The sequence below is a fragment of the Actinomadura sp. SCN-SB genome, from assembly GCF_043906805.1.
Lineage (GTDB): Bacteria > Actinomycetota > Actinomycetes > Streptosporangiales > Streptosporangiaceae > Spirillospora.
This window is the reverse complement of record NZ_JBIMPP010000008.1, coordinates 83,615-102,312: the sequence shown is the minus strand read 5'-3', so window position 1 is coordinate 102,312 and position 18,698 is coordinate 83,615. Positions and strand designations below refer to the sequence as shown.

General features: G+C 73.8%; 16 protein-coding genes. 11 read left to right on the top strand and 5 right to left on the bottom strand.

What is annotated here, in order from left to right:
• Positions 1–11: 11 nt before the first annotated feature.
• The gene (locus tag ACGWYJ_RS07605; protein WP_395104949.1) at positions 12–1,577 is read right to left on the bottom strand and encodes a protein kinase; all 1,566 of its coding nucleotides are present in this window, start codon (positions 1,575–1,577) and stop codon (positions 12–14) included.
• Between the two features lie 152 nt (positions 1,578–1,729).
• Between ACGWYJ_RS07605 and ACGWYJ_RS07600 the strand changes: the two genes are divergently transcribed.
• Genes ACGWYJ_RS07600 through ACGWYJ_RS07590 form a run of 3 tightly spaced genes read left to right on the top strand, consistent with a single transcriptional unit; the run spans position 1,730 to position 4,162 of the window.
• Positions 1,730–2,704: a DUF6777 domain-containing protein gene (locus ACGWYJ_RS07600; protein WP_395104948.1), complete on the top strand. Its 975-nt coding sequence runs from the start codon at positions 1,730–1,732 to the stop codon at positions 2,702–2,704.
• Between the two features lie 52 nt (positions 2,705–2,756).
• The gene (locus ACGWYJ_RS07595; RefSeq protein ID WP_395104947.1) at positions 2,757–3,149 is read left to right on the top strand and encodes an ArsR/SmtB family transcription factor; all 393 of its coding nucleotides are present in this window, start codon (positions 2,757–2,759) and stop codon (positions 3,147–3,149) included.
• Positions 3,146–4,162 (top strand): cation diffusion facilitator family transporter, encoded by a 1,017-nt coding sequence (locus ACGWYJ_RS07590; protein WP_395104946.1) that lies wholly within the window; start codon positions 3,146–3,148, stop codon positions 4,160–4,162. Before ACGWYJ_RS07595 ends, ACGWYJ_RS07590 begins: the two co-directional genes overlap by 4 nt.
• 25 nt (positions 4,163–4,187) lie before the next feature.
• Here ACGWYJ_RS07590 and ACGWYJ_RS07585 read toward each other — a convergent pair whose 3' ends face one another.
• Both ACGWYJ_RS07585 and ACGWYJ_RS07580 read right to left on the bottom strand, forming a co-directional pair.
• Positions 4,188–5,108 carry an amidohydrolase family protein gene (locus ACGWYJ_RS07585; protein ID WP_395104945.1) on the bottom strand — a complete coding sequence of 307 codons (921 nt, stop codon included), beginning with the start codon at positions 5,106–5,108 and terminating at the stop codon, positions 4,188–4,190.
• 22 nt (positions 5,109–5,130) lie between these two features.
• Positions 5,131–6,120 (bottom strand): alpha/beta hydrolase, encoded by a 990-nt coding sequence (locus ACGWYJ_RS07580; protein WP_395104944.1) that lies wholly within the window; start codon positions 6,118–6,120, stop codon positions 5,131–5,133.
• A 202-nt stretch (positions 6,121–6,322) separates the two neighbouring features.
• On the opposite strand from ACGWYJ_RS07580, the gene ACGWYJ_RS07575 reads away from it, so the two are divergent.
• The 8 genes from ACGWYJ_RS07575 to ACGWYJ_RS07540 all read left to right on the top strand — a co-directional run bounded on the left by ACGWYJ_RS07575 (position 6,323) and on the right by ACGWYJ_RS07540 (position 14,478).
• The gene (locus tag ACGWYJ_RS07575; protein ID WP_395104943.1) at positions 6,323–7,294 is read left to right on the top strand and encodes a diacylglycerol/lipid kinase family protein; all 972 of its coding nucleotides are present in this window, start codon (positions 6,323–6,325) and stop codon (positions 7,292–7,294) included.
• 148 nt (positions 7,295–7,442) lie between these two features.
• Positions 7,443–8,147 (top strand): maleylpyruvate isomerase family mycothiol-dependent enzyme, encoded by a 705-nt coding sequence (locus tag ACGWYJ_RS07570; protein ID WP_395104942.1) that lies wholly within the window; start codon positions 7,443–7,445, stop codon positions 8,145–8,147.
• Positions 8,148–8,830: 683 nt separating this feature from the next.
• A complete protein-coding gene (locus ACGWYJ_RS07565) occupies positions 8,831–10,300 on the top strand; it encodes a flavin-containing monooxygenase (protein ID WP_395104941.1) in 1,470 nt (489 codons plus the stop codon).
• Positions 10,301–10,323: 23 nt separating this feature from the next.
• Complete coding sequence (locus ACGWYJ_RS07560) at positions 10,324–11,094, top strand: SDR family NAD(P)-dependent oxidoreductase (protein ID WP_395104940.1); 771 nt, start codon at positions 10,324–10,326, stop codon at positions 11,092–11,094.
• 145 nt (positions 11,095–11,239) lie between these two features.
• A complete protein-coding gene (locus tag ACGWYJ_RS07555) occupies positions 11,240–12,220 on the top strand; it encodes a DMT family transporter (RefSeq protein ID WP_395104939.1) in 981 nt (326 codons plus the stop codon).
• Between the two features lie 17 nt (positions 12,221–12,237).
• Positions 12,238–13,167 carry an NAD-dependent epimerase/dehydratase family protein gene (locus ACGWYJ_RS07550; protein ID WP_395104938.1) on the top strand — a complete coding sequence of 310 codons (930 nt, stop codon included), beginning with the start codon at positions 12,238–12,240 and terminating at the stop codon, positions 13,165–13,167.
• 10 nt (positions 13,168–13,177) lie between these two features.
• On the top strand, positions 13,178–13,498 hold the full coding sequence (locus ACGWYJ_RS07545) for a co-chaperone GroES (protein WP_285695358.1): 321 nt from the start codon (positions 13,178–13,180) through the stop codon (positions 13,496–13,498).
• A 188-nt stretch (positions 13,499–13,686) separates the two neighbouring features.
• Complete coding sequence (locus ACGWYJ_RS07540) at positions 13,687–14,478, top strand: SAM-dependent methyltransferase (protein ID WP_395104937.1); 792 nt, start codon at positions 13,687–13,689, stop codon at positions 14,476–14,478.
• Between the two features lie 32 nt (positions 14,479–14,510).
• On the opposite strand, the gene ACGWYJ_RS07535 is transcribed toward ACGWYJ_RS07540, so the two are convergent.
• Entirely contained in the window at positions 14,511–17,513 is a 3,003-nt protein-coding gene (locus ACGWYJ_RS07535) for an AAA family ATPase (RefSeq protein ID WP_395104936.1), read from the bottom strand.
• Positions 17,510–18,640 carry an exonuclease SbcCD subunit D gene (locus ACGWYJ_RS07530; RefSeq protein WP_395104935.1) on the bottom strand — a complete coding sequence of 377 codons (1,131 nt, stop codon included), beginning with the start codon at positions 18,638–18,640 and terminating at the stop codon, positions 17,510–17,512. Before ACGWYJ_RS07530 ends, ACGWYJ_RS07535 begins: the two co-directional genes overlap by 4 nt.
• Between the last annotated feature and the right edge of the window lie 58 nt (positions 18,641–18,698).

The following is an 18,698-nucleotide window of genomic DNA, read 5'->3' as shown; positions in this document are numbered from 1 at the left end:
AGGCTCGGGGGTCAGCGGGATCGCAGGCCGACGGCCAGCAGGGCGACCATCAGCGCGGTGACGGCGGCGTAGCCGGCGATGGAGGCGACGCTCCAGTCCACGTCCGGGATCTGGGTCCACAGCGCCCACAGCGGGACGCGCACCACCCGGGCGGTCAGGACCGTCCACGCGGCGGCCCTGCCGCCCCGCAGGGCCAGCACCACGCCGACCAGCGTCACGACCGCCAGAAAGACGAAGGAGGCGGCCACCACCAGCAGCCAGCGCCCGCCGGGACCCGAGGTGAGGTCCGGCCTGGCCACGAGGATCGCCATGGAGAGCACGTCCAGCGCCGCCAGGAGCGCGGCGAGGACGAGTCCCGTGACCGCCGCGACGCCGCGCTTCAGCTCGCGGGGCGCGCGTCCGGCGCCGGTACCGGCTTGGCCGGGGGTGACGTTCCAGCCGGCGGGCTGCGGCCCGCCCGGCGCCGCGCCGGTAGGGGGGACGCTCGGCGCCGCACCGGTGGGGGGCGCTCCCGGTTGCCAGGTCGGGGAAACGCCGACCGGCGGCCGGGCCTGGCCCGCGTCTTGAGGCCGGGGGGCGGCCTCGGTCTCCGCCACGACCGTGCCGGGGTCGGGGCGGCCGGTGGGCGGCGTCCCCGGCTCCCAGGCGGTGGGGGCGCCCGCGGTGGCGTCCTGTCCTCCCCCGCCGGCCCCCGTGGACGGCCGGCGGGGCGGGACGACCCGGGTCGGCGGCGGGCGGTTGGGCGTGGTGCGGTCGCCGAGGAGCCGCATGAGGGCCTCTTCGGCGGACGGGCGGGACGCGGCGTCCTTCCTGAGGGCCTCGGCGGCGACGGCCGCGATCTGCTCGGGGAGCACGGACAGATCCGGCTCGTGATGCATGATCTGGTACATGGTGGCCGGGACGGAGCCGGCGGCGAACGGGTCCCGGCCGGTCGCGGCGAAGAGCATGGTGGCGGCCCAGGCGAACAGGTCGGCGGCCGGTCCGATCCCGGTGCCGGTGAACTGCTCGGGCGCCATGTACGCGGGCGTGCCGACGATCTGGCTGGTGACCGTGGCGGACGGGTCCAGGGCGCGGGCGATCCCGAAGTCGATGACGCGGGGGCCGTCCGCTCCCATCAGGACGTTCTGCGGCTTGAAGTCGCGGTGCACGATGCCGGCGCGGTGGATGGCGGTGAGCGCGGTGATCGAGCTGATCGCCAGCCGGTCCAGGTCGGCGCCCGCGCGCGGCCCCTGTTCCTGGACGAGCCGGCGCAGCGACGGCCCCGGCACGTACTCGCTGACGATGTAGGGCTGGTCACCGGCCAGATCGGCGTCGATCACCTGGGCGGTGCAGAAGCCCGCGACCCGCTGGAGCAGCGACAGCTCGCGGACGAACCGGGCCCGCGCGTTCGGGCTTTCCAGCATCTGCGCGTGCAGGAGTTTGATCGCGACCTGGCCGGAAACGGCCGGTGCGGTCCGGCCGGGAACGGTCACCGGCCGGGCGAGATAGACCACTCCCTGGCCGCCGGAACCGAGGCGGCCGAGCAATTCGTAGTCGCCGAGGCGTACCGGATCTGCCGAACTCAGCGGAACCGTCACTGCCCGCCCACCCCCGGTCACGAAATTCGTCGATTCTGCCCGGCACAAATCACCCCGCTCCGGCATCAAAGAGTATAGGTACGGCCGGGCACGGGCGGGAGATGGGGATGCCGGAGATCAAATTCCGAATTCAGGTGCGGGGGGTTCTTCCCGTGGTGCTGTTGGCGGGCGCCGTCGTGGGCGGCTGCGGCGACGCGGGAGCGACCATCACCCGGCTCACCGTGGGATCGGCGGGTCCCGACCCGTATGTGCTGATGTCGGGCACCGACCAGCAGAAGATCAAGCCGAGCCCGCGCGGCGGCGGCACGGAGGACGGCGACGCGCCGGGACTGTACGGGGGCACCCGCAGGGCGGCGTCGTGCGACCCCGCTAAGCTGGTGGCGTTCCTGCAGGCCAACCCGGACAAGGCGGCCGCGTGGGCGAGCGTGCACAAGATCCGTCCGGCGGACGTCCCGCGGTTCGTCTCCCGGCTGACGCCGGTGCTGCTGCGGGTCGACACGCTGGTGACCAATCACGGCTTCAAGAACGGCAAGGCGACCCGTATGCCGGCCGTGCTCCAGGCCGGAATGGGCGTTCTGGTGAACGAATACGGCACGCCCGTGGTGAAGTGCAATTGCGGCAATCCGCTGACCCCTCCGGATTCGACGATCTCCTCGGGGAACGCCGACTACACCGGGGCCTCGTGGCCGGGATTCACCAAGCGGAAGGTGACGAAGATCCGGCCGCGGCGGCCGGTGACCCGGTTCGTGCTCGTGGACCCGGAGGCGACGATGGGGTTCCAGCGCCCGGCGGCGACGACCGGCGGGCTGGACGGCCCGCCGATGGAGGTGCCGCCGGAGGAGCTGGCGGCGCCCAGCCCGGACGGCTCGGGCACCATGGACCCCAGCGTGTCGCCGCAGGACTCGCTGCCTCCGGACTCGCCCTCGGACGAGCCCGGCACCCCGGATCCGTCCGACGGGCCGTCGCCGGGTGGCGACGTACCGGGCCAGGAGGTGCCCGGTGAGGACACCGGAGCCGGGTCCGGGCCGGACTCGTCCGGCGAGCCGCCGATCGAGGAGACGAGCGCGGGCGCGCCACCGCCGTCGGTCGAGCCCGCGGTCATGGCGCGGCGGAGGGGAACCGTCTGACCGGCGGGTTCGCCCCCGGCGGGGCGAAGGGGCGTGCACTAAGCTTGCTCATATGAGCAGTCCTTCAGATGTCGCGGTCGCCCCGGACGCCTGCGCGGTCCGCGTGGTGGACCCCGCGAAGGTGGCCGTGGTGGCCGCCGCCATGCCGGGCGCCACGGAGATCGACGAGCTGTCCCAGGTGTTCGGCCTGCTGTCGGACCCCGGACGGCTGCGCGTGATCACCGCGCTGCTGGAGGGCGGCGAGATGTGCGTCTGCGACATCGCGGCGGCGTGCGGGCACAGCGAGTCGGCGGTGTCCCACGCGCTGCGCCTGCTGCGCGCCCACCGGGTGGTCCGGGTGCGGCGCGCGGGCCGCCGCGCGTACTACCGGCTGGACGACTCGCACGTCCGGATGCTGCTGGACATGGCGCTGGCCCACACCGGCCACCGGGAGGCCGGCGGATGACGGGGCCCGACGCCCACCCGGAGGAGCGCCTGGGCGGGCACGCGTACGGGCACGGCCATGGTCACGGGCAGGCGGTCTCGCCCGGCGCGGACCGCCGGTACCTGGCGGCGGCGCTGGCGCTGATCCTGGCGTACATGGCCGGCGAGGTGGTCATCGGCCTGATGGCGCGGTCGCTGGCGCTGATCACGGACGCGGCGCACATGATGACCGACGCGTTCGCGATCACGCTGGCGCTGATCGCGATGCGGATCGCGGCGCGCCCGCCGCGCGCCGGCTTCACCTTCGGCCTGCGCCGTACCGAGATCCTGTCGGCGCAGCTCAACGGGCTGACGCTGATCCTGCTCGCGCTGTTCTTCGTGTACGAGGGGATCGAGCGGCTGCTGCACCCGCCGGACGTGGCGGGGCCGCTGGTGTTCTGGACGTCGCTGGCCGGGATCGTCGTGAACGTGGCCGCGACGCTGCTGATCGGGCGGGCCGACCGGCGCAGCCTGAACATCGAGGGAGCGTTCCAGCACATCCTCAACGACCTGTACGCGTTCATCTCCACCGCGATCGCCGGGCTGGTGATCTGGACGATCGGCTTCACCCGTGCCGACGCGATCGCGTCGCTGCTGGTGGCGGCGCTGATGCTCAAGGCCGGGTACGAGCTGCTGCGGGACGCGGGCCGGGTGCTCATGGAGGCCGCCCCCGCCGGGCTCGACCCCCGGGAGCTGGGCGACCGGCTGGCGCGGCACCCCTGCGTGGAGGAGGTCCACGACCTGCACGTGTGGGAGGTCAGCTCCGGCTACCCGGCGCTGTCGGCGCATGTCCTGGTGGAGCCGAGGGGCGACTGCCACACGGTGCGGCGCGATTTGCAGCAGTTGCTGCGTTCGTCCTACGGGATCACGCACACCACCCTTGAGGTGGACCACATCGACGACGACTTCCACTGCGAGGACCCGCATGGGCCCCGCCATGTCTCCGCCCAGGAGGAGCCGCACGACCACAACGGCGACGACCGCTGTGACCATTGAGGCTCGCCCGCCTGAAGCCCGCCCGTCACCCCGGCGGTGAGAGGTCGAGGAGCTGAGCCGGGGCGTCCCAGCAGACGGCGCGCAGCCAGTCGTCGCCCAGGTCGAGGCGGGCCAGGGCGTCAAGCTGGTGGGCGTACTCGTAGGAGATGTTGGGGAAGTCGGTGCCCAGCAGGATCCGCCCGTTCAGGCCGAGGTCGCGCAGCCGGGGCCGCAGCGCCTCCGGGAACGAGCCGAGGGCGGAGAAGAAGTCGGTGAACGCCATCGTCGTGTCGAGGTGGACGCGCTCGTACCGGTCGGCCAGCTCGAAGAACCCCTCGAACTCGGGTGCGCCCAGATGCGCGATGATCGCCGTGAGCCGTGGATGCCGTGCCAGGACGCCTCCGAACGGCTCCGGCCCGGTGTAGCCGTTGGCGACCGGTCCCGACCCCGCGTGGACGATCACCGGGATCGCGGCGTCCGACAGCAGGCCCCACACCGGGTCGAGCTCGGGGGCTCGCGGGTCGAACCCGCCCACCTGCAGGTGCACCTTGAAGACTTTCGTCCCGCCCTCGACGGCGCGGCGCACGTACTCGGCGACGCCGGGCTCCGGGTAGAGCGTCGCCGTGGGCAGGCACTCGGGGACGCGCTCCGCGAACGCCGCCGTCCACTCGTTCAGGGACGCGGCCATGCCGGGCTTGTGCGGGTAGGCCAGCGAGGTGAACGCCCGCACGCCGAGGGTGCGCAGGTACGCGATCCGCTCCTCCTCGGGAAACCTGTAGCGGATCGGCCACTCGCGGCCCAGCAGCGGCCCGGCCCGGTCGAAGTACTCCCACACCCGGGCCATGAGCCGCGGCGGCATGAAGTGGACGTGCACGTCGATGAGGCCGGGCAGGCCCAGCGCCTTCCAGAAGGCGGGCACCTCGGCGTCGCCGCGCGGCCCGCCCGCACCAGAACGGGATTCAGTCACGCATCGGACCCTACCGACCGGATCAGGTGATCTCGGACAGCAGGACGGGCAGCGCGCAGTCCAGCTCGCGTCCCCAGTAGGGCCAGCGGTGGGTGCCCTGGTAGAAGTGCGTGGACGCCGGGATGCCCAGCCTCCTCAGCTTGGCCGCGAACGCGGTGCCGGACCGGTGGGCGACCCTTTCCAGCACGTCCCGGCCCCGCGCGGCGGCGGGATCCCCGGGACGCCACCGGTCGTACGGGCCGGGCGCGCCGTCGCCCGAGCTGAGGTACAGGCGCACGCCGGCGAGGCGATCGGCCAGGTCGAACGGGTTGTGCCGGCGCCAGACCGGGCGCTGCTCGTCCGGGTCGCCCCACAGGTCGGTCCAGTCGGCGGAGCGCGACCCGCCGGTCGCCACGCCCAGCTCGATCAGGTCGGGCACGTCCAGCCCGGTGTCGTCGCGGTCCAGGGTGTTGAGGGCCCCGCTGAACGACGCGGCGGCCCGGAAAAGGCCGCGATGCCGCGCCGCGTAGGCGAGCGCGCCGGTGCCGCCCATTCCGGCGCCGGCGATGGCGCGCCGCGTCCCGGCGCCGTATCCGCGTTCCAGGATCTGCCGCAGTTCGGTCAGGTGGAACGTCTCCCATCGGGGCGGACCACCGGCCCCGTGGTTCCACCAGTCGGAGCAGTTCCCGCAGCGCCCGCCGTCCGGCATGACGACCAGGACGCCCTCACCCCCGGCGATCCGTTCCAGCGCGGTGTTGGCCGTCCAGGACGTGTGGTCGCCGCGCCCGCCGCTGCCGTGCAGCAGCCACAGCACCGGCCAGGTGCGCCCGTTCAGCACCCCGTCCCGCGACCAGCCCGCCGGGAGCAGCAACCGCACGCGGGCCGCCCCGGCCAGCGCGGGCGAGCGGACGGTGAGGTCCAGCAGCCGCGGGCCCACCCCGCGCTCGCCGACCACGACGGCGCCGTCGTCCGAGCACGGCGCCGCCGGTGTGGCGGGGTCGTCCGGGGCGATGGAGGCCAAAAGCCCCACCATTCCCGTAACAATTCCCGCTCCGAACAGCCCGCGCCGCCACATGTTCTCGCCTCGGCATTCCCGTAAACGCCATTACAAGGAATGTCCCCAACTCCGCCGCCGGTTCAACTCAGGGTAACGGAATATAAAATACCTGTCCGGGAAGAGCAGGGGTGCCTGGGTAGTGTGTGCCCCGGCGGGTGGAGGGGAGGCGACCGGTCGAGTGCGCACTAAACGCGAGCTGCAGTCGGCGATCCGGGGGACGGGACGCGCGGTTCTGGTGATCAACGCCCGGTCCCGGCGCGGGCGCCGCCTGTACAGCACGGCCCGCCGCCGGCTGGAGGAGGCGGGGCTGGAGTTCGCGCAGGTCTTCCCCGTCACCGAGCCGGACCGGCTGAACGACCTGTTCAAGGACGTGCTGGCGCTCGACCCCGACCTGGTCGTGGTGGGCGGCGGTGACGGGACGGTCGCCGAGGCGGTCGGCCACCTGGCCCACCGCGACATCGCGCTGGGCATCCTGCCGCTGGGCACCACCAACAACTTCGCGCGCAGCCTGGAGCTGCCGGTCGACCTGAAGGGCGCGGTCGGCGTCCTGCGGGACGGCAAGGTGGCCGACGTGGACGTCGGCCATGTCGAGGCGGAGCCGCCCAGCCCCGGCGGCGCCGCCCACCATGACGGCGGCCACATCTTCGCCAACATGGTCAGCATCGGGCTCTCGGTCCACGTCGCCGAGCAGGTGCCGCACGACCTGAAACGGTTCATCGGCCGCGGCGCGTACGCGGTGACGGCGGCCCGGCTGCTGCCCAGGCACGAGGCGTTCCGGGCCACGATCACCATCGACGGCGAGACCCACGAGATGGCCACCCACCAGCTCAACGTGGCCAACGGCGCGCACCACAGCGGCCAGCGCATCGCCCGCGACGCCAGCCCCGACGACCGGCTGCTGGCGGTCTACCGGCTGGGCGACGAGCACCGGCTGCGGCTGGCCTCGGCGACCGCCCGGCACGTGCTGACCGGCCAGTGGCGCTCGCTGAACGAGGACGCCTTCCTCACCACCGACCACGTCCACATCGCCACCGACCCGCCGCTGAACGTGGACGTGGACGGGGAGGTCAAGGGCCGCACACCGGTGTCGGTGCGGCTGCTCGGCAACGCCCTGCGCGTGATCGTCCCCGGCTCGTTCCACGACACCTGAGCGACGAGGTCGCGGCGCCGTGGCGGCCGGGGGTGCTGGTGGCCACGGAACGCCACGGCGCCGCGCCACAGAGGTCACGCCCGAGCCGCTCCGCCGGTTGACACGCGGCCGGGTTCCGCGGCGGCCGGAACCGGGCAGTGCTACCCGCATGGACGCCGACATCCTCCGGGGCCTGGACCCCTTCGCCATCCTCGACGCGGAGGCCGCGCGGCTCGACGCGTACTTCGACGGGCTCACCGGGCCCGACTGGGATCATCCGTCGCGCGCCGGAGGCTGGTCGGTACGGGACGTGCTGGCGCATCTCGCCGGGCAGGAGCTGTACAACCACGCCTGCCTGAACGACGATCTGGACGGCCTGGCCGCTCTGCTCGCGGAGCAGGGGATCGGCGGGGTGGACGCGTTCAACGAGTGGTGCGTCCGGGAGCGGCGCGGCCTTCCCGTCGAGACGGTGCTGGAGGAATGGCGCCGCAAGAGCGGCGAGACCCGCCGCCGGATGCGCGCGCTCGGCGCCGGCGCCACCCTCCCCACGCTGGCCGGGCCGTACCCGGTCGGCCTCCAGACCTTCCACTACTGCTCGGAGTACGCCACGCACGCCGACGACGTGAACGTCCCGGTCCGGCCCGGGGAGGAACCGGGACGCACGGCGTGGCGGTCCAGAGTGGGCCTCTTCGCCCTGGACGAGCAGGGCGCGCCCGTCCGGGCCGAGGAGATCGCGGGCGGCTTCCGGGTGGAGCTGGACGGCCGGTCCGCCGAGCTGTCCTCGGCGGACTTCGTGGACGCCACGACCGGCAGGCTCGCGCCCAACCACACGCTGGACCCGGACCTGCGCGCCGCCCTGGTCGTCCTGGCCTGAGGGGCGCCAAGCCCTCAGGAGGAGGCGCGCAGCCCGGCCAGATCCTCGGGCGTGAGCCGGAGGCGGGCGGCGGCGACGTTCTCCTCCAGGTGCGCCACCGACGAGGTTCCCGGGATGGCGGCGTCGGGGAGGACAGGGCCAGCAGCCCGGCCAGCAGCACCTGCGGCACGGTGGCGCCGTGCCGGTGGGCGATCTCCTTCAGTTCCGGGCCGTCCGGGATCCCGAACCCGCCGAGTGGGAAGAACGGGGCGTAGGCGATCCCGTCCCGCTCGCACACCTCCAGCATCGCCGTGTCCGCGGGCTTGGTGACGTCGAACCAGTTCCGCACGGCCGCGACGGGCGCGATCCGGCGCGCCTCGGCGAGCCGGGCGGTGGTGACATGGCTGACGCCCAGGTGGGCGTGCTGGCCGACGAGGAGTCCGAGCGGCACCTGATGGAGCTGGTCGAGCGAGGCGCGTCGGTGCGCATCTGCACCACCCGCCTCCCGCAGGAGACGATCGTCATCGACCGCCGGGTGGCGGTGCTGGCCGGGCCGCGCCCGCTGACGGGGCCGCGCACGTACACGGTGGTGCGGTCCCCCGAGGTGGTCAAGGGCGTCCGCCTCGGAGCCGAGGGGTGTTCAGGGGCGAAGTGTCCACTTACCCTCGGGAGGGACCACGAGAGAACGATGTTCGGGACGGCTCATGGACTCCGCGCACGACGCAGTGATCATCGGCTCCGGCTTCGGCGGCATCGGTATGGCGATCCAGCTCGGCCGGGCCGGGTTCCAGGACGTGGCCGTGCTGGAGAAGGCCGACGGGCTGGGCGGTACCTGGCGCGACAACACCTACCCCGGGTCGGCCTGCGACATCCCGTCGCACCTGTACTCGTTCTCGTTCGAGCCCAAGACCGACTGGACCCGGCGGTTCCCTCCGCAGGAGGAGATCCTCGACTACCTGTGGGCCTGCGCGCGCAAGCACGGTGTGCTGCCCAAGGTGCGGTTCGGCACGGAGGTGACCGAGGCCCGCTTCGACGAGGACGCGGCGCTGTGGCGGATCTCCACCAGCGGCGGCGACACGCTGACCGCCCGCGTCCTGGTGTCGGCCTGCGGGCAGCTGAACCGGCCCGCCCTGCCGTCGATCCCGGGCCGCGACACGTTCGAGGGGACGGCGTTCCACTCCGCCCGCTGGGACCATGACACCGACCTGACCGGCAAGCGCGTCGCGGTGATCGGCACCGGCGCCAGCGCCATCCAGATCGTCCCGGAGCTCGCCGGGCGCGCCGAGCGGCTCACGGTGTTCCAGCGGTCGGCCCCGTACGTGATCGAGAAGCCCGACCGGCCGTACAAGGGCTGGGAGAAGGCGCTGCTCAAGGCGGTGCCCGGGTTGTACGAGCTGAACCGCGCCCGCATCTACGCCGGCTTCGAGTCGCGGGCGCTGGGCTTCATCAAGTACCCCAGGCTCATGAAGCTCATGGAGCGCCGGTTCCGCGCCAACCTCGACGAGCAGATCGCCGACCCGCGGCTGCGCGCGGCGCTGCGGCCCGACTACCCGATGGGGTGCAAGCGGATCCTGCTGTCCAGCGATTACTACCCGGCTCTGACCAGGGACGACGTGGAGCTGGTCACCGAGCCGATCGAGCGTGTCACCCCGGAGGGCATCCGCACCCGCGACGGCCGGGAGCGCCCGCAGGACGTGGTCGTGTACGCGACCGGGTTCGCCACCGGCGACTTCCTGGCCCCTATGAAGATCGTCGGGCGGGACGGGCGCGAGCTGAACGAGGAGTGGCGGGGCGGCGCGCTGGCGCACCTGGGCATCGTGGTCAGCGGCTTCCCCAACCTGTTCCTGCTGTACGGGCCGTACACCAACCTCGGCCACAACTCGATCATCTACATGCTGGAGTCGCAGTTCCGGTACGTGGTCGGGTGCGTGCGGGCGCTGCGCGACGCCGGGCTCGACTGGATCGACGTGCGTCCCGACGTGCAGGACGCGTTCGGCCGGGAGATGCGCGAGCGGATGCGCGCCACGGTGTGGACGTCCGGGTGCGAGAGCTGGTACATGACCAAGGACGGCACGGTGGTGAACAACTGGCCGGGGTTCACCTTCACCTACCGCCGCGCCACCCGCCGTCCCGACCCGCGCCACTTCGTGGTGCGTCGTACTACCACCGGGTAGGCGAGGGCCCTAGGCTCGGTCCCATGCCGACCGCTCTCATCACCGGAGCCACCGCGGGGATCGGTGCCGCGTTCGCCCGCAGGCTCGCCTCCGACGGGTTCGACCTGGTCCTGCTCGCCCGCGACAAGGTGCGCCTGGAGAACACCGCGCGCGAGCTGCACGAGACGTACGCGGTGCGCACCGAGGTCCTGGTCGCCGACCTGGCCACCGACGAGGGGCTGGCCGCCGCCGAGGACCGCTGCCGCGCGGGCCTGGACCTGCTGGTCAACAACGCCGGCTTCGGCAACAAGGGGCTGTGGCTCGACGTCCCGCTGGCCGACGAGCTGGCCCTGCTGAGGGTGCACTGCGAGGCGGTGCTGAGGCTGACCCACGCCGTCCTGCCGGGGATGCTGGAGCGCGGCAGGGGCGGCGTCATCAACGTCTCGTCGATGTCGGCGTACGCCGTGCGCGGCACCTACGGCGCCGGCAAGGCATGGGTGATCAAGTTCAGCCAGGGCGTGCAGCACGACCTGGCCCGGCGGCCCGGCGCGGACAGGGTGCGGGTGATGGCGCTGGCCCCGGGGTTCGTGCGCACCGAGTTCCACGAGCGGGCCGGGATGGACACCTCCGGCATCCCCGACTTCCTGTGGCTGGACGCGGACGAGGTGGCCGCGACGGCGCTGCGCGACCTGCGGCGCGGTGTCCCGGTGAGCATCCCGGGCGCGCAGTACAAGGCGCTCGCGGGCCTGTCCCGGCTGGTCCCGGCCCGGGTCACCGAACGGATCGGCTCCCGTACCGGGCGGAGCTACGACTGACCCGTCCGCCGCCCGGCCCGCCGGGTGCCACGGGGTTGTCACGGGGTTGTCACGGGGCGGGTGACAGGGCATGGTGTCTGACCGTCGGCGTGGGGGCGCGCCGGCCCACGACCCCGTGCCGTCCCGCTGAAAGGCTTCCCCCGCGATGGGCCACGCTCTCGGCTACGCCGCCCTGGCTCTGCTGTCAACAAGCGCTTACTACGCGGCCTTCCTGATGTTCCGGCTGGCCGCGTCGCGGATGCCGCCGCTGCGCGGCAGCCGGCCCTTCCACGCGGCATGGCACATGGTGACCGACCCGGTCTGGTTCGGCGGCGGTCTCATCCTGTTCCTCGGGCTGGCCTACCAGGTGGTCGCGTTCACCGAGATGCCGCTGGCGGTGGCGCAGCCGATCTTCGCGATCAGCCTGGTCTTCCTGGTCGTGTACGCCGTGTGGTTCCTCGGCGAGCGGCTGAGCGCCCGCGAGTGGCTGAGCGTGGCGCTGTTCGTGCTGGCCACCGTGCTGATCGGGCTGTCGGCCGGGGCGGGCTCGGACGAACCGCTCACGGCCGAGACCTCGCTGCTGCGCCCCGAGCGCCCCTGGCACCTGCTCGCGGTGGTCGCGCCCGCCCTGCTCGTCGCCGCGATGGTCTGGCTGGTCGGCGACCGGCGCGGCGGCGGCAGGCACGCCCGCAAGCTGGCCGGGGTCGCGTACGGGATCGGCATCGGCGCCTGCGCAGGGCTCGGCGAGGCCGCCATCCGCGGCATGGCGATCGTGTACGAGAACACCGGCAGCGTGAGCACCGTGATGCTCTCCCCCTACCCGTACCTCACCCTGGGCATCTCCGGGCTCGCGCTGATCCAGTTGCAGATCGCGCTCCAGCGGTGCCGGGTCGCGATCGTCGCGTCCGTGCTCACCGTGATCGGCCGCGCCTCCCAGGTGCTCGGCGGCTACGTGATGTTCGGCGAGCACTGGCCGCGGGACTTCGGGCCGTTCTCGCTGCGGGCCACGGGGCTCGCCCTGGCGCTGATCGCGCTGGCCGTGTTCCCCAGGTACGAGCCCGAGCCGGACGAGAAGGCGGACCAGGCCGAGGACGCCGCGGCCACCCGGCCCGCCACGGCCCACCGAGGGGTACGCTCCACCACCTGAGCCTTGGGAGGCGCGGCATGCGGGTGCTGGTGACGGGCGCGGCGGGCTATGTCGGATACGCGGTGGGACGGCGCCTCGTCGCCGCCGGGCACGAGGTCGGGGGCCTGGTGCGGCGGCCCGGCCGGGACCTGCCGCCCGGCGTCCGCCCGGTCGTCGGCGACCTGCTCGACCCCGCCGGGCTCGGCGCCGTGCTGGACGAGCCGTACGACGCGGTGTGCCACCTCGCCGCGCTGACCCGGGTGCGCGAGTCGTTCGCCGAGCCGCTGCGCTTCTTCACCGCCAACGTCCAGGGCACCGTCAACCTGCTGGAGGCGCTGCCCCGCACCGTCACCCGCGTCGTGTACGGGTCGACCGCCGCGGTGTACGGCGCCCCCGATCGGCAGCCGATCCCCGAGGAGCAGGCCCCCGCGCCGACCAGCCCGTACGGGGCGTCCAAGCTGGCCGCCGAGCAGGCCGTGCTGTTCCACGCCCGCACCGGCGCGGCCGGGGCGGTCGTGCTGCGCACCTTCAACGTCGCCGGCTCGGTGGGCGGCAGGCCCGACCCCGACGAGACCAGGCTGATCCCCAAGGCGCTGGCGGTGGCCGCGGGGAGGGCCGCCGAACTTCAGATCAACGGCGACGGGGGCGCGGTCCGCGAGTACCTGCACGTGGACGATCTCGCCGCCGCCCACGTCCGGGCGCTCGAAGGCTGCCCGCCGCCCGGCGAGGGGCGGGTCTACAACGCCGGCGGCGGCGCGGGCGCCTCCGTCCGCGAGGTGATCAAGGCGGTGGAGGACGTCACCGGGCGTCCCGTCCCGACCGTCCGCAGGCCGCCGCAGCCCGAGCCGCCGCTGCTGGTCTGCGACGCCCGCGCGATCCGGCGGGACCTGGGCTGGCGGCCCGCCCGGTCCGCGCTGCCCGAGATCATCGCGGATGCGTGGGCCGCCGTCCGCTCCACGGGCGGATAACATGCACAGCGTGTCCGATCCGAAGTTCGAAGTGCAGATGCTCCACGATCGCGTCATGATCAAGGTTGAGAAGGAGGCCACGGAGCGCCGCAGCAGCGGCGGCATCGTCATCCCCGCCACGGTCGAGCAGTCGAACCGGCTGGTCTGGGGCGAGGTCTGCGGCGTCGGGCACCACGCGCGCACCGTCAAGGTCGGCGACCGGGTGCTGTTCCATCCGGAGGACCAGTACGAGGTCGAGATCCAGGGTGAGAACTACCTGGTCATGCGCGAGCGCGACCTGCACGCCATCGCCAGCGAACGTCCCGAGCACGGCACCGGCCTCTACCTGTAGGCGCTCTCCCTGGAGGCGCCCGGCCCCCGGACCCCGATTCCTCAGTGCGGAAAACCGCGCCGCTGAGTGATCGTCCGGCTGCCAACAGCGATCATGGTGGGTTAAGCTGGCCGTCCCTTCGCGGCCCGGCTGACCACCGCGCCTCCCCGCGGCGCGGCTGGACGGGCCGAACTCCCCGGGGGACACCCATGACCGACCGATACCGGTACGACCTCAGCCTCGGCAGGCCGACCGGCACCCGCATCCTGAACTACGCCTCGGGCGGTAAGGACAACTACAGCTGCGACCGGGCGACCGCCATGCTGCTCCTGACCGCGCTCCCCGCCCTGTACCGGTTGCCCGGTGAGATCCTCAGATTCAAGAGACGCGCCGTGCGGTTCATGCTGGCCCAGGGCCTCCGGCAGTTCCTCGACGTCGGCTGCGGCCTGCCGGGCAAGGTCAACGTCCACGAGATCGTGCACCGCGCCGACCCCGCCGCGCCCGTCGTGTACGTCGACGCCGACCCGATGGCCGTGGTGCACTACCGGGCGCTCGTCCACGGCGAGCCGAACACGGTCGCGGTGGACGCGGACGCCCGCGACCCCCGCTCCGTCCTGGAGCACCCCGAGGTGACCGGGACGATCGACCTCGACCGGCCGGTGGGCGTGCTCATGATCACGACGCTGGCGCAGATGAGGGACGAGGCGGACCCGGAGGGCGTGGTCCGCGCCTTCCGCGACGCCATGGCCCCCGGCGGCCTGCTGGCGCTGTGCGAGCTCACCGACGAGGCCATGACCGACGAGGAACGGCGGCTCTGCGCCGACCTGCTGCGCCGGGTGGAGCTGGTGGCCGAGTTCCGGCCCCGGGAGCGGATCGCGGGCTTCCTGGACGGGCTGGACCCGGTCGAGCCCGGCCTGGTCGCCGCGCCGGAGTGGCGTCCCGACCGTCCGTACGAGCCGCCGTGCGGACTGGCGCTGGCCACCGTCGCCCGCAGGCTTTGACGCGGCGCGGACCCCCGGGTGGGGCGGCGCGATCAGCGGGCGACGGCGGTCACCGACCCGTCGCGGGCCTTGGTGACGCGCAGCCGGACCGGGATCCGGGAGCGCAGCTCGGCGACGTGGCTGACGATGCCGACGGCCCGGCCGCCGTCGCGCAGCCCGTCCAGCACGTCCATCACCTCGTCGAGGGTCTGCTCGTCCAGGGTGCCGAAGCCCTCGTCCACGAACAGCGTGTTGATCTCGGTGCCGCCGGCCTCGGCGGTGACCACCCCGGCCAGGCCGAGCGCCAGCGCCAGCGAGGTGACGAACGACTCGCCGCCCGACAGCGTGACCGGGTCGCGGCGGCGTCCCGTCCAGCGGTCCAGGACGCGCAGGCCGAGCCCGCCCGCGCCCTTGCCGCGGTCGCCCGCCGCCCGGTCGGTGGTGTGCTCCAGCGCGTACCGGCCGGACGACATCCGGTCCAGGCGCTCGTTGGCCGCGGCCACGACCTGTTCGAGCCGTGCGGCCAGGACGTAGGCCGACAGGGACATCCCGAGCCGGTTGCCGGCGGACTTGCCCGAGGTCAGGCCCGCCAGCCGCGCGGCCACACGGTGCCGCTCCGCGGCCGGGCGCCACTCCCGTACCGCGCCGGACAGCTCGCGGCGCAGCTCGGCCAGGCGGCCGCCACGGCGGCGGGCGCGCTCGGCGGCGGACGCCACGGCGGTGTGCCGCGCCTCCGCGGCCGCCAGCGCCGACTCCAGCGCGGGCAGGTCCGGGGCGGGCGCCCCGGCCGCGGCCTTGAGCGCCGGATCGGCGAGGAGCGACCTGACCGCCGCCTCCTCGTCGTCGAAGCGGCGGATCCGGTCGCGCAGCGCGGCCTGCTCTTCGTCGTCGAGCGCGGACTCCGCCGCCTCGTCCGGGCCGCGGAAGCCCTGGTTCCTGGCGGCGGCCCTGGCCTCGGCGCGGGCGGCGGACAGTTCGGCGGAGGCGGTGTCGGCGTCCCGCAGCGCCCGGACGGCCTCGGCGAGCGCGTCCGCCTCGCGGCCGAGCCGCCGCATCCGGGCCTCGATGGACGGGTCGTCGCCGCGCGCCTCGTCCAGCTCGGACTCCAGGCGCGCCTGCTCGGCGGCCAGTTCGCGATCGCTCGCCGCGTTGGCGGCCAGGGCGCGGGCGAGCTCGTCGCGCTCGTCACGGGCCCGCTCCAGCTCCCGTTCCGCGCGGTGCCGCGCGGCCTCCAGCCGTTCGACGTCCGCCTCGGCGGCGAGGGCAGCGGCCAGCGCGCGCTCCGCCTCCTCGACCTCGGCGGCCAGCTCGCCCACCGGCGCCTCGCCGACGGCTTCGAGCTTGGCGTCCAGGTCGGCGCGCACCGACTCGACCCTCCCGCCGGTCTCCTCGCGCAGCCCTTGCGCCTGCTCCCACTCCACCCTGGCGCGTTCCTCGTCGTCCTCGCCGGGGACGGCGCCGAGGGCGGGCGCGGGCGAGGGGTGATCGGGCGATCCGCAGACCAGGCAGGGCTCCCCGTCCACCAGGTCCTGGGCGAGCGTGGCGGCCATGCCCTCCAGCCGCGCCTGCCGCAGCTCCTGGAACCGGTCGCGCGCCGCCTGCGCCGCGTCCACGGCCTGCCGGTGCGCGTCCTCCGCCTCGGCGAGGATGCCGTGCAGCTCGTCGCGGCGCTGGGCGAGGCCGAGCCGCGTCCGGGCCTGCTCGACCGCCGCCTGCGCTCCAGGACGGGACGCGGCGGCGAGGGTGGCGGCCTCGTAGGCGGCCCGCTGCTCGTCCACCACGGCGGGAAGATCCTCCAGGGCCGCGGCGGCCCGCGCCTCCCGCTGCTCCAGAGCCTCGCGTTCCGTGGTGAGCCGGCCGCGTTCGGCGGTCACCTCCGCCAGCCTGCGGGCGGAGGCGCGCCTGCCGTCCAGCGCGGCGATGTCGTCGCGGCGCGCCCGCTCGGCCTTGGCCAGCACGTCCTCGGCGGCGTCCGGCCCGGCCAGCGCGGCGACCCGCGACCTGGCCAGGTCGGCGGCGTTGTGCGCCGCCTTGGCGCGGTGCGCCCGGTCACGCAGGTTGCGGACGAGGGGCAGCACACGGTCGGCACGCGCCGCCGCGTCCAGCTCGGACGTGAGCCGGGCGCGTTCCTCGGCGCGCTCCAGCAGGGCGTCCCGGCGGCGCAACGCCTCGGCGTGCCGGCGCTGGGCGTCCGCGAGCGCTCGCGCCTCGTCCAAGGCCTCACGCCTGGCCGTGAGCTCCTCGGCGGTCCGTGCCCGTACCTCCTCGGCCGAGGCCAGGATCGCCTCGTGCTGGGCCGCCAGCTCGGCCGCCCACGCGGGCAGCGCCTCGACGTCCCATGCGTCCCCGATGTCCGCGGTGTTCCCGATGTTCTCGCCGGGCCGCGGGTCGCCGGTGGTCTCGGCGATCCGGTCGGCGAGGGACACCGCCCTGGCCCGCAGCGCGTCCGCTTCCCGTCCGGTAGTGGCGCGCCGCTCGGCCAGCCACTTCTCCACCTGCGTGAACACCTCGGCGGCGAAGAGCCGCTCCAGCACCTTGCGGCGCTCGTCGGCGCCCGCGCGCAGGAAGCTCGCGAACTCGCCCTGCGGCAGCATCGCCACCTGGCAGAACTGCGTGGCCGTCATCCCCAGCAGCCGCCCGACCTGATCGCTCACCTCGTCGATCCGGTTGGACCAGGGCGTCCACGCCCCGTCCCGGAACTCCTCCAGAAGCGCCGTGGCGTGCTGGCGGGTCGTTCCCGTGCCGCGCCGCTTGGGACGCTCCCACTCGGGCGAGCGTGCGATACGGAGCCGCCGTCCCCTGATCGTGGTCTCCAGGACGACCCGGGGCTCGACGCCGGTGGCCGCGTGGTCGCTGCGCAACCCCTTCACCGCGCCGCGCGCCCCCGGGACCCTGCCGTACAGCGCGAAGCAGACGGCGTCGAGCACGCTGGTCTTGCCCGCGCCCGTCTCGCCGTGGACGAGGAACAGGCCCGCCTCGGAGAGCACGTCGAAGTCGATCTCCTCGGTGCCCGCGAACGGCCCGAACGCGCTGATCTCCAGCCGGTGCAGCCTCATAGGCGGGCGTCCTTGCCCCGGCACGCCTCGAACGCCTCGTACAGCAGCGCGCGCTCGTCCTCGGACGGCGGCGCCTCCCCCATCTCGGTCACGAAGTCCCCCGCGATGTCCAGCTCCGAGCGTTCCCTGACCCGTTCGGACCAGGTGCGCGCGCTCTCGTCCTCCGCCCCCTCGGGCTCGAAGCCGAGCACGAGGGTGTGCGGGAAACGCCGGCGAAGGCGTTCCATCGCCCCCGCCGGACGGCGCGGATCGGTCAGGGTGACCTGCAACCAGCGGTCCTCGTAGGTCTCGTACCGGGGATCGGTCAGCAGCTCATCGATCCGCCCCCGCACCCGCGCCACGCGCCGCGGCACGGGCGACTCCACGAACTCCGCGCCGATCCCGTCCGCGCGCAGGTCGACCAGCCACGACCCCTTGACGTGGTGCTCCTCGGAGAACGAGTAGGCCAGCGGCGAGCCGGAGTAGCGCACCCGCGTGGTCATCCTCTGCCGCCCGTGCAGATGTCCCAACGCCACGTAGTCGGCACCGTCGAACACCGACACCGGCACGTTCGCGGCCCCGCCCACGGAGATGTCGCGCTCGCTGTCGCTGGCCTTGCCCCCGGTGACGAACGCGTGCGCCATCACCACCGACCGCAGGCCGCGCCGCGCGTCCATGTCCGCCCGGATTCGCCGCATGGCCTCGCCGAGCGCCGCCGCGTGGCTCCGCTCGTCCAGCTTCCACGGCTCCCGCACCAGCTCCGGCTCCAGGTAGGGGATCCCGTAGATCGCGGTGTCCCCGACGATGATCGGCTCCCCCACCCGCCCGGGATCGGTCCGGACGTGCACGCCGGACCCGTCCATGAGCTGCGACCCGAACCCGAGCCGCCGCACCGAGTCGTGGTTCCCCGCGATCAGCACCACCCGGGCCAGCTCGCCCAGCCGTACCAGCGCCTCGTCGCACAGCGCCACCGCGTCCAGCGAGGGCAGCGCGCGGTCGTACACATCCCCGGAGACCAGCACGCATTCGACCCGCTCCGCGCGCACGGTCTCGACCAGATGGTCGATGAAGCCCGCCTGGGCCGCCATCAGGTCCTCGCGGTGAAAGGATCTACCGAGGTGCCAGTCGGAGGTGTGGAGGAGTCGCATATCGGGGCAACCATAGGCACCACCCCTGTCACATCCGGCGCAGAAACGCCGCTTGACC

What these genes read in the sequence shown, in the direction of transcription:
- ACGWYJ_RS07595 (WP_395104947.1), top strand. Translation starts at nt 2,757, where the DNA reads ATGAGCAGTCCTTCAGATGTCGCGGTCGCCCCGGACGCCTGCGCGGTC.
- ACGWYJ_RS07590 (WP_395104946.1), top strand. Translation starts at nt 3,146, where the DNA reads ATGACGGGGCCCGACGCCCACCCGGAGGAGCGCCTGGGCGGGCACGCG.
- ACGWYJ_RS07580 (WP_395104944.1), bottom strand. Translation starts at nt 6,120, where the DNA reads ATGGTGGGGCTTTTGGCCTCCATCGCCCCGGACGACCCCGCCACACCG.
- ACGWYJ_RS07570 (WP_395104942.1), top strand. Translation starts at nt 7,443, where the DNA reads ATGGACGCCGACATCCTCCGGGGCCTGGACCCCTTCGCCATCCTCGAC.
- ACGWYJ_RS07565 (WP_395104941.1), top strand. Translation starts at nt 8,831, where the DNA reads ATGGACTCCGCGCACGACGCAGTGATCATCGGCTCCGGCTTCGGCGGC.
- ACGWYJ_RS07560 (WP_395104940.1), top strand. Translation starts at nt 10,324, where the DNA reads ATGCCGACCGCTCTCATCACCGGAGCCACCGCGGGGATCGGTGCCGCG.
- ACGWYJ_RS07555 (WP_395104939.1), top strand. Translation starts at nt 11,240, where the DNA reads ATGGGCCACGCTCTCGGCTACGCCGCCCTGGCTCTGCTGTCAACAAGC.
- ACGWYJ_RS07550 (WP_395104938.1), top strand. Translation starts at nt 12,238, where the DNA reads ATGCGGGTGCTGGTGACGGGCGCGGCGGGCTATGTCGGATACGCGGTG.
- ACGWYJ_RS07540 (WP_395104937.1), top strand. Translation starts at nt 13,687, where the DNA reads ATGACCGACCGATACCGGTACGACCTCAGCCTCGGCAGGCCGACCGGC.
- ACGWYJ_RS07535 (WP_395104936.1), bottom strand. Translation starts at nt 17,513, where the DNA reads ATGAGGCTGCACCGGCTGGAGATCAGCGCGTTCGGGCCGTTCGCGGGC.
- ACGWYJ_RS07530 (WP_395104935.1), bottom strand. Translation starts at nt 18,640, where the DNA reads ATGCGACTCCTCCACACCTCCGACTGGCACCTCGGTAGATCCTTTCAC.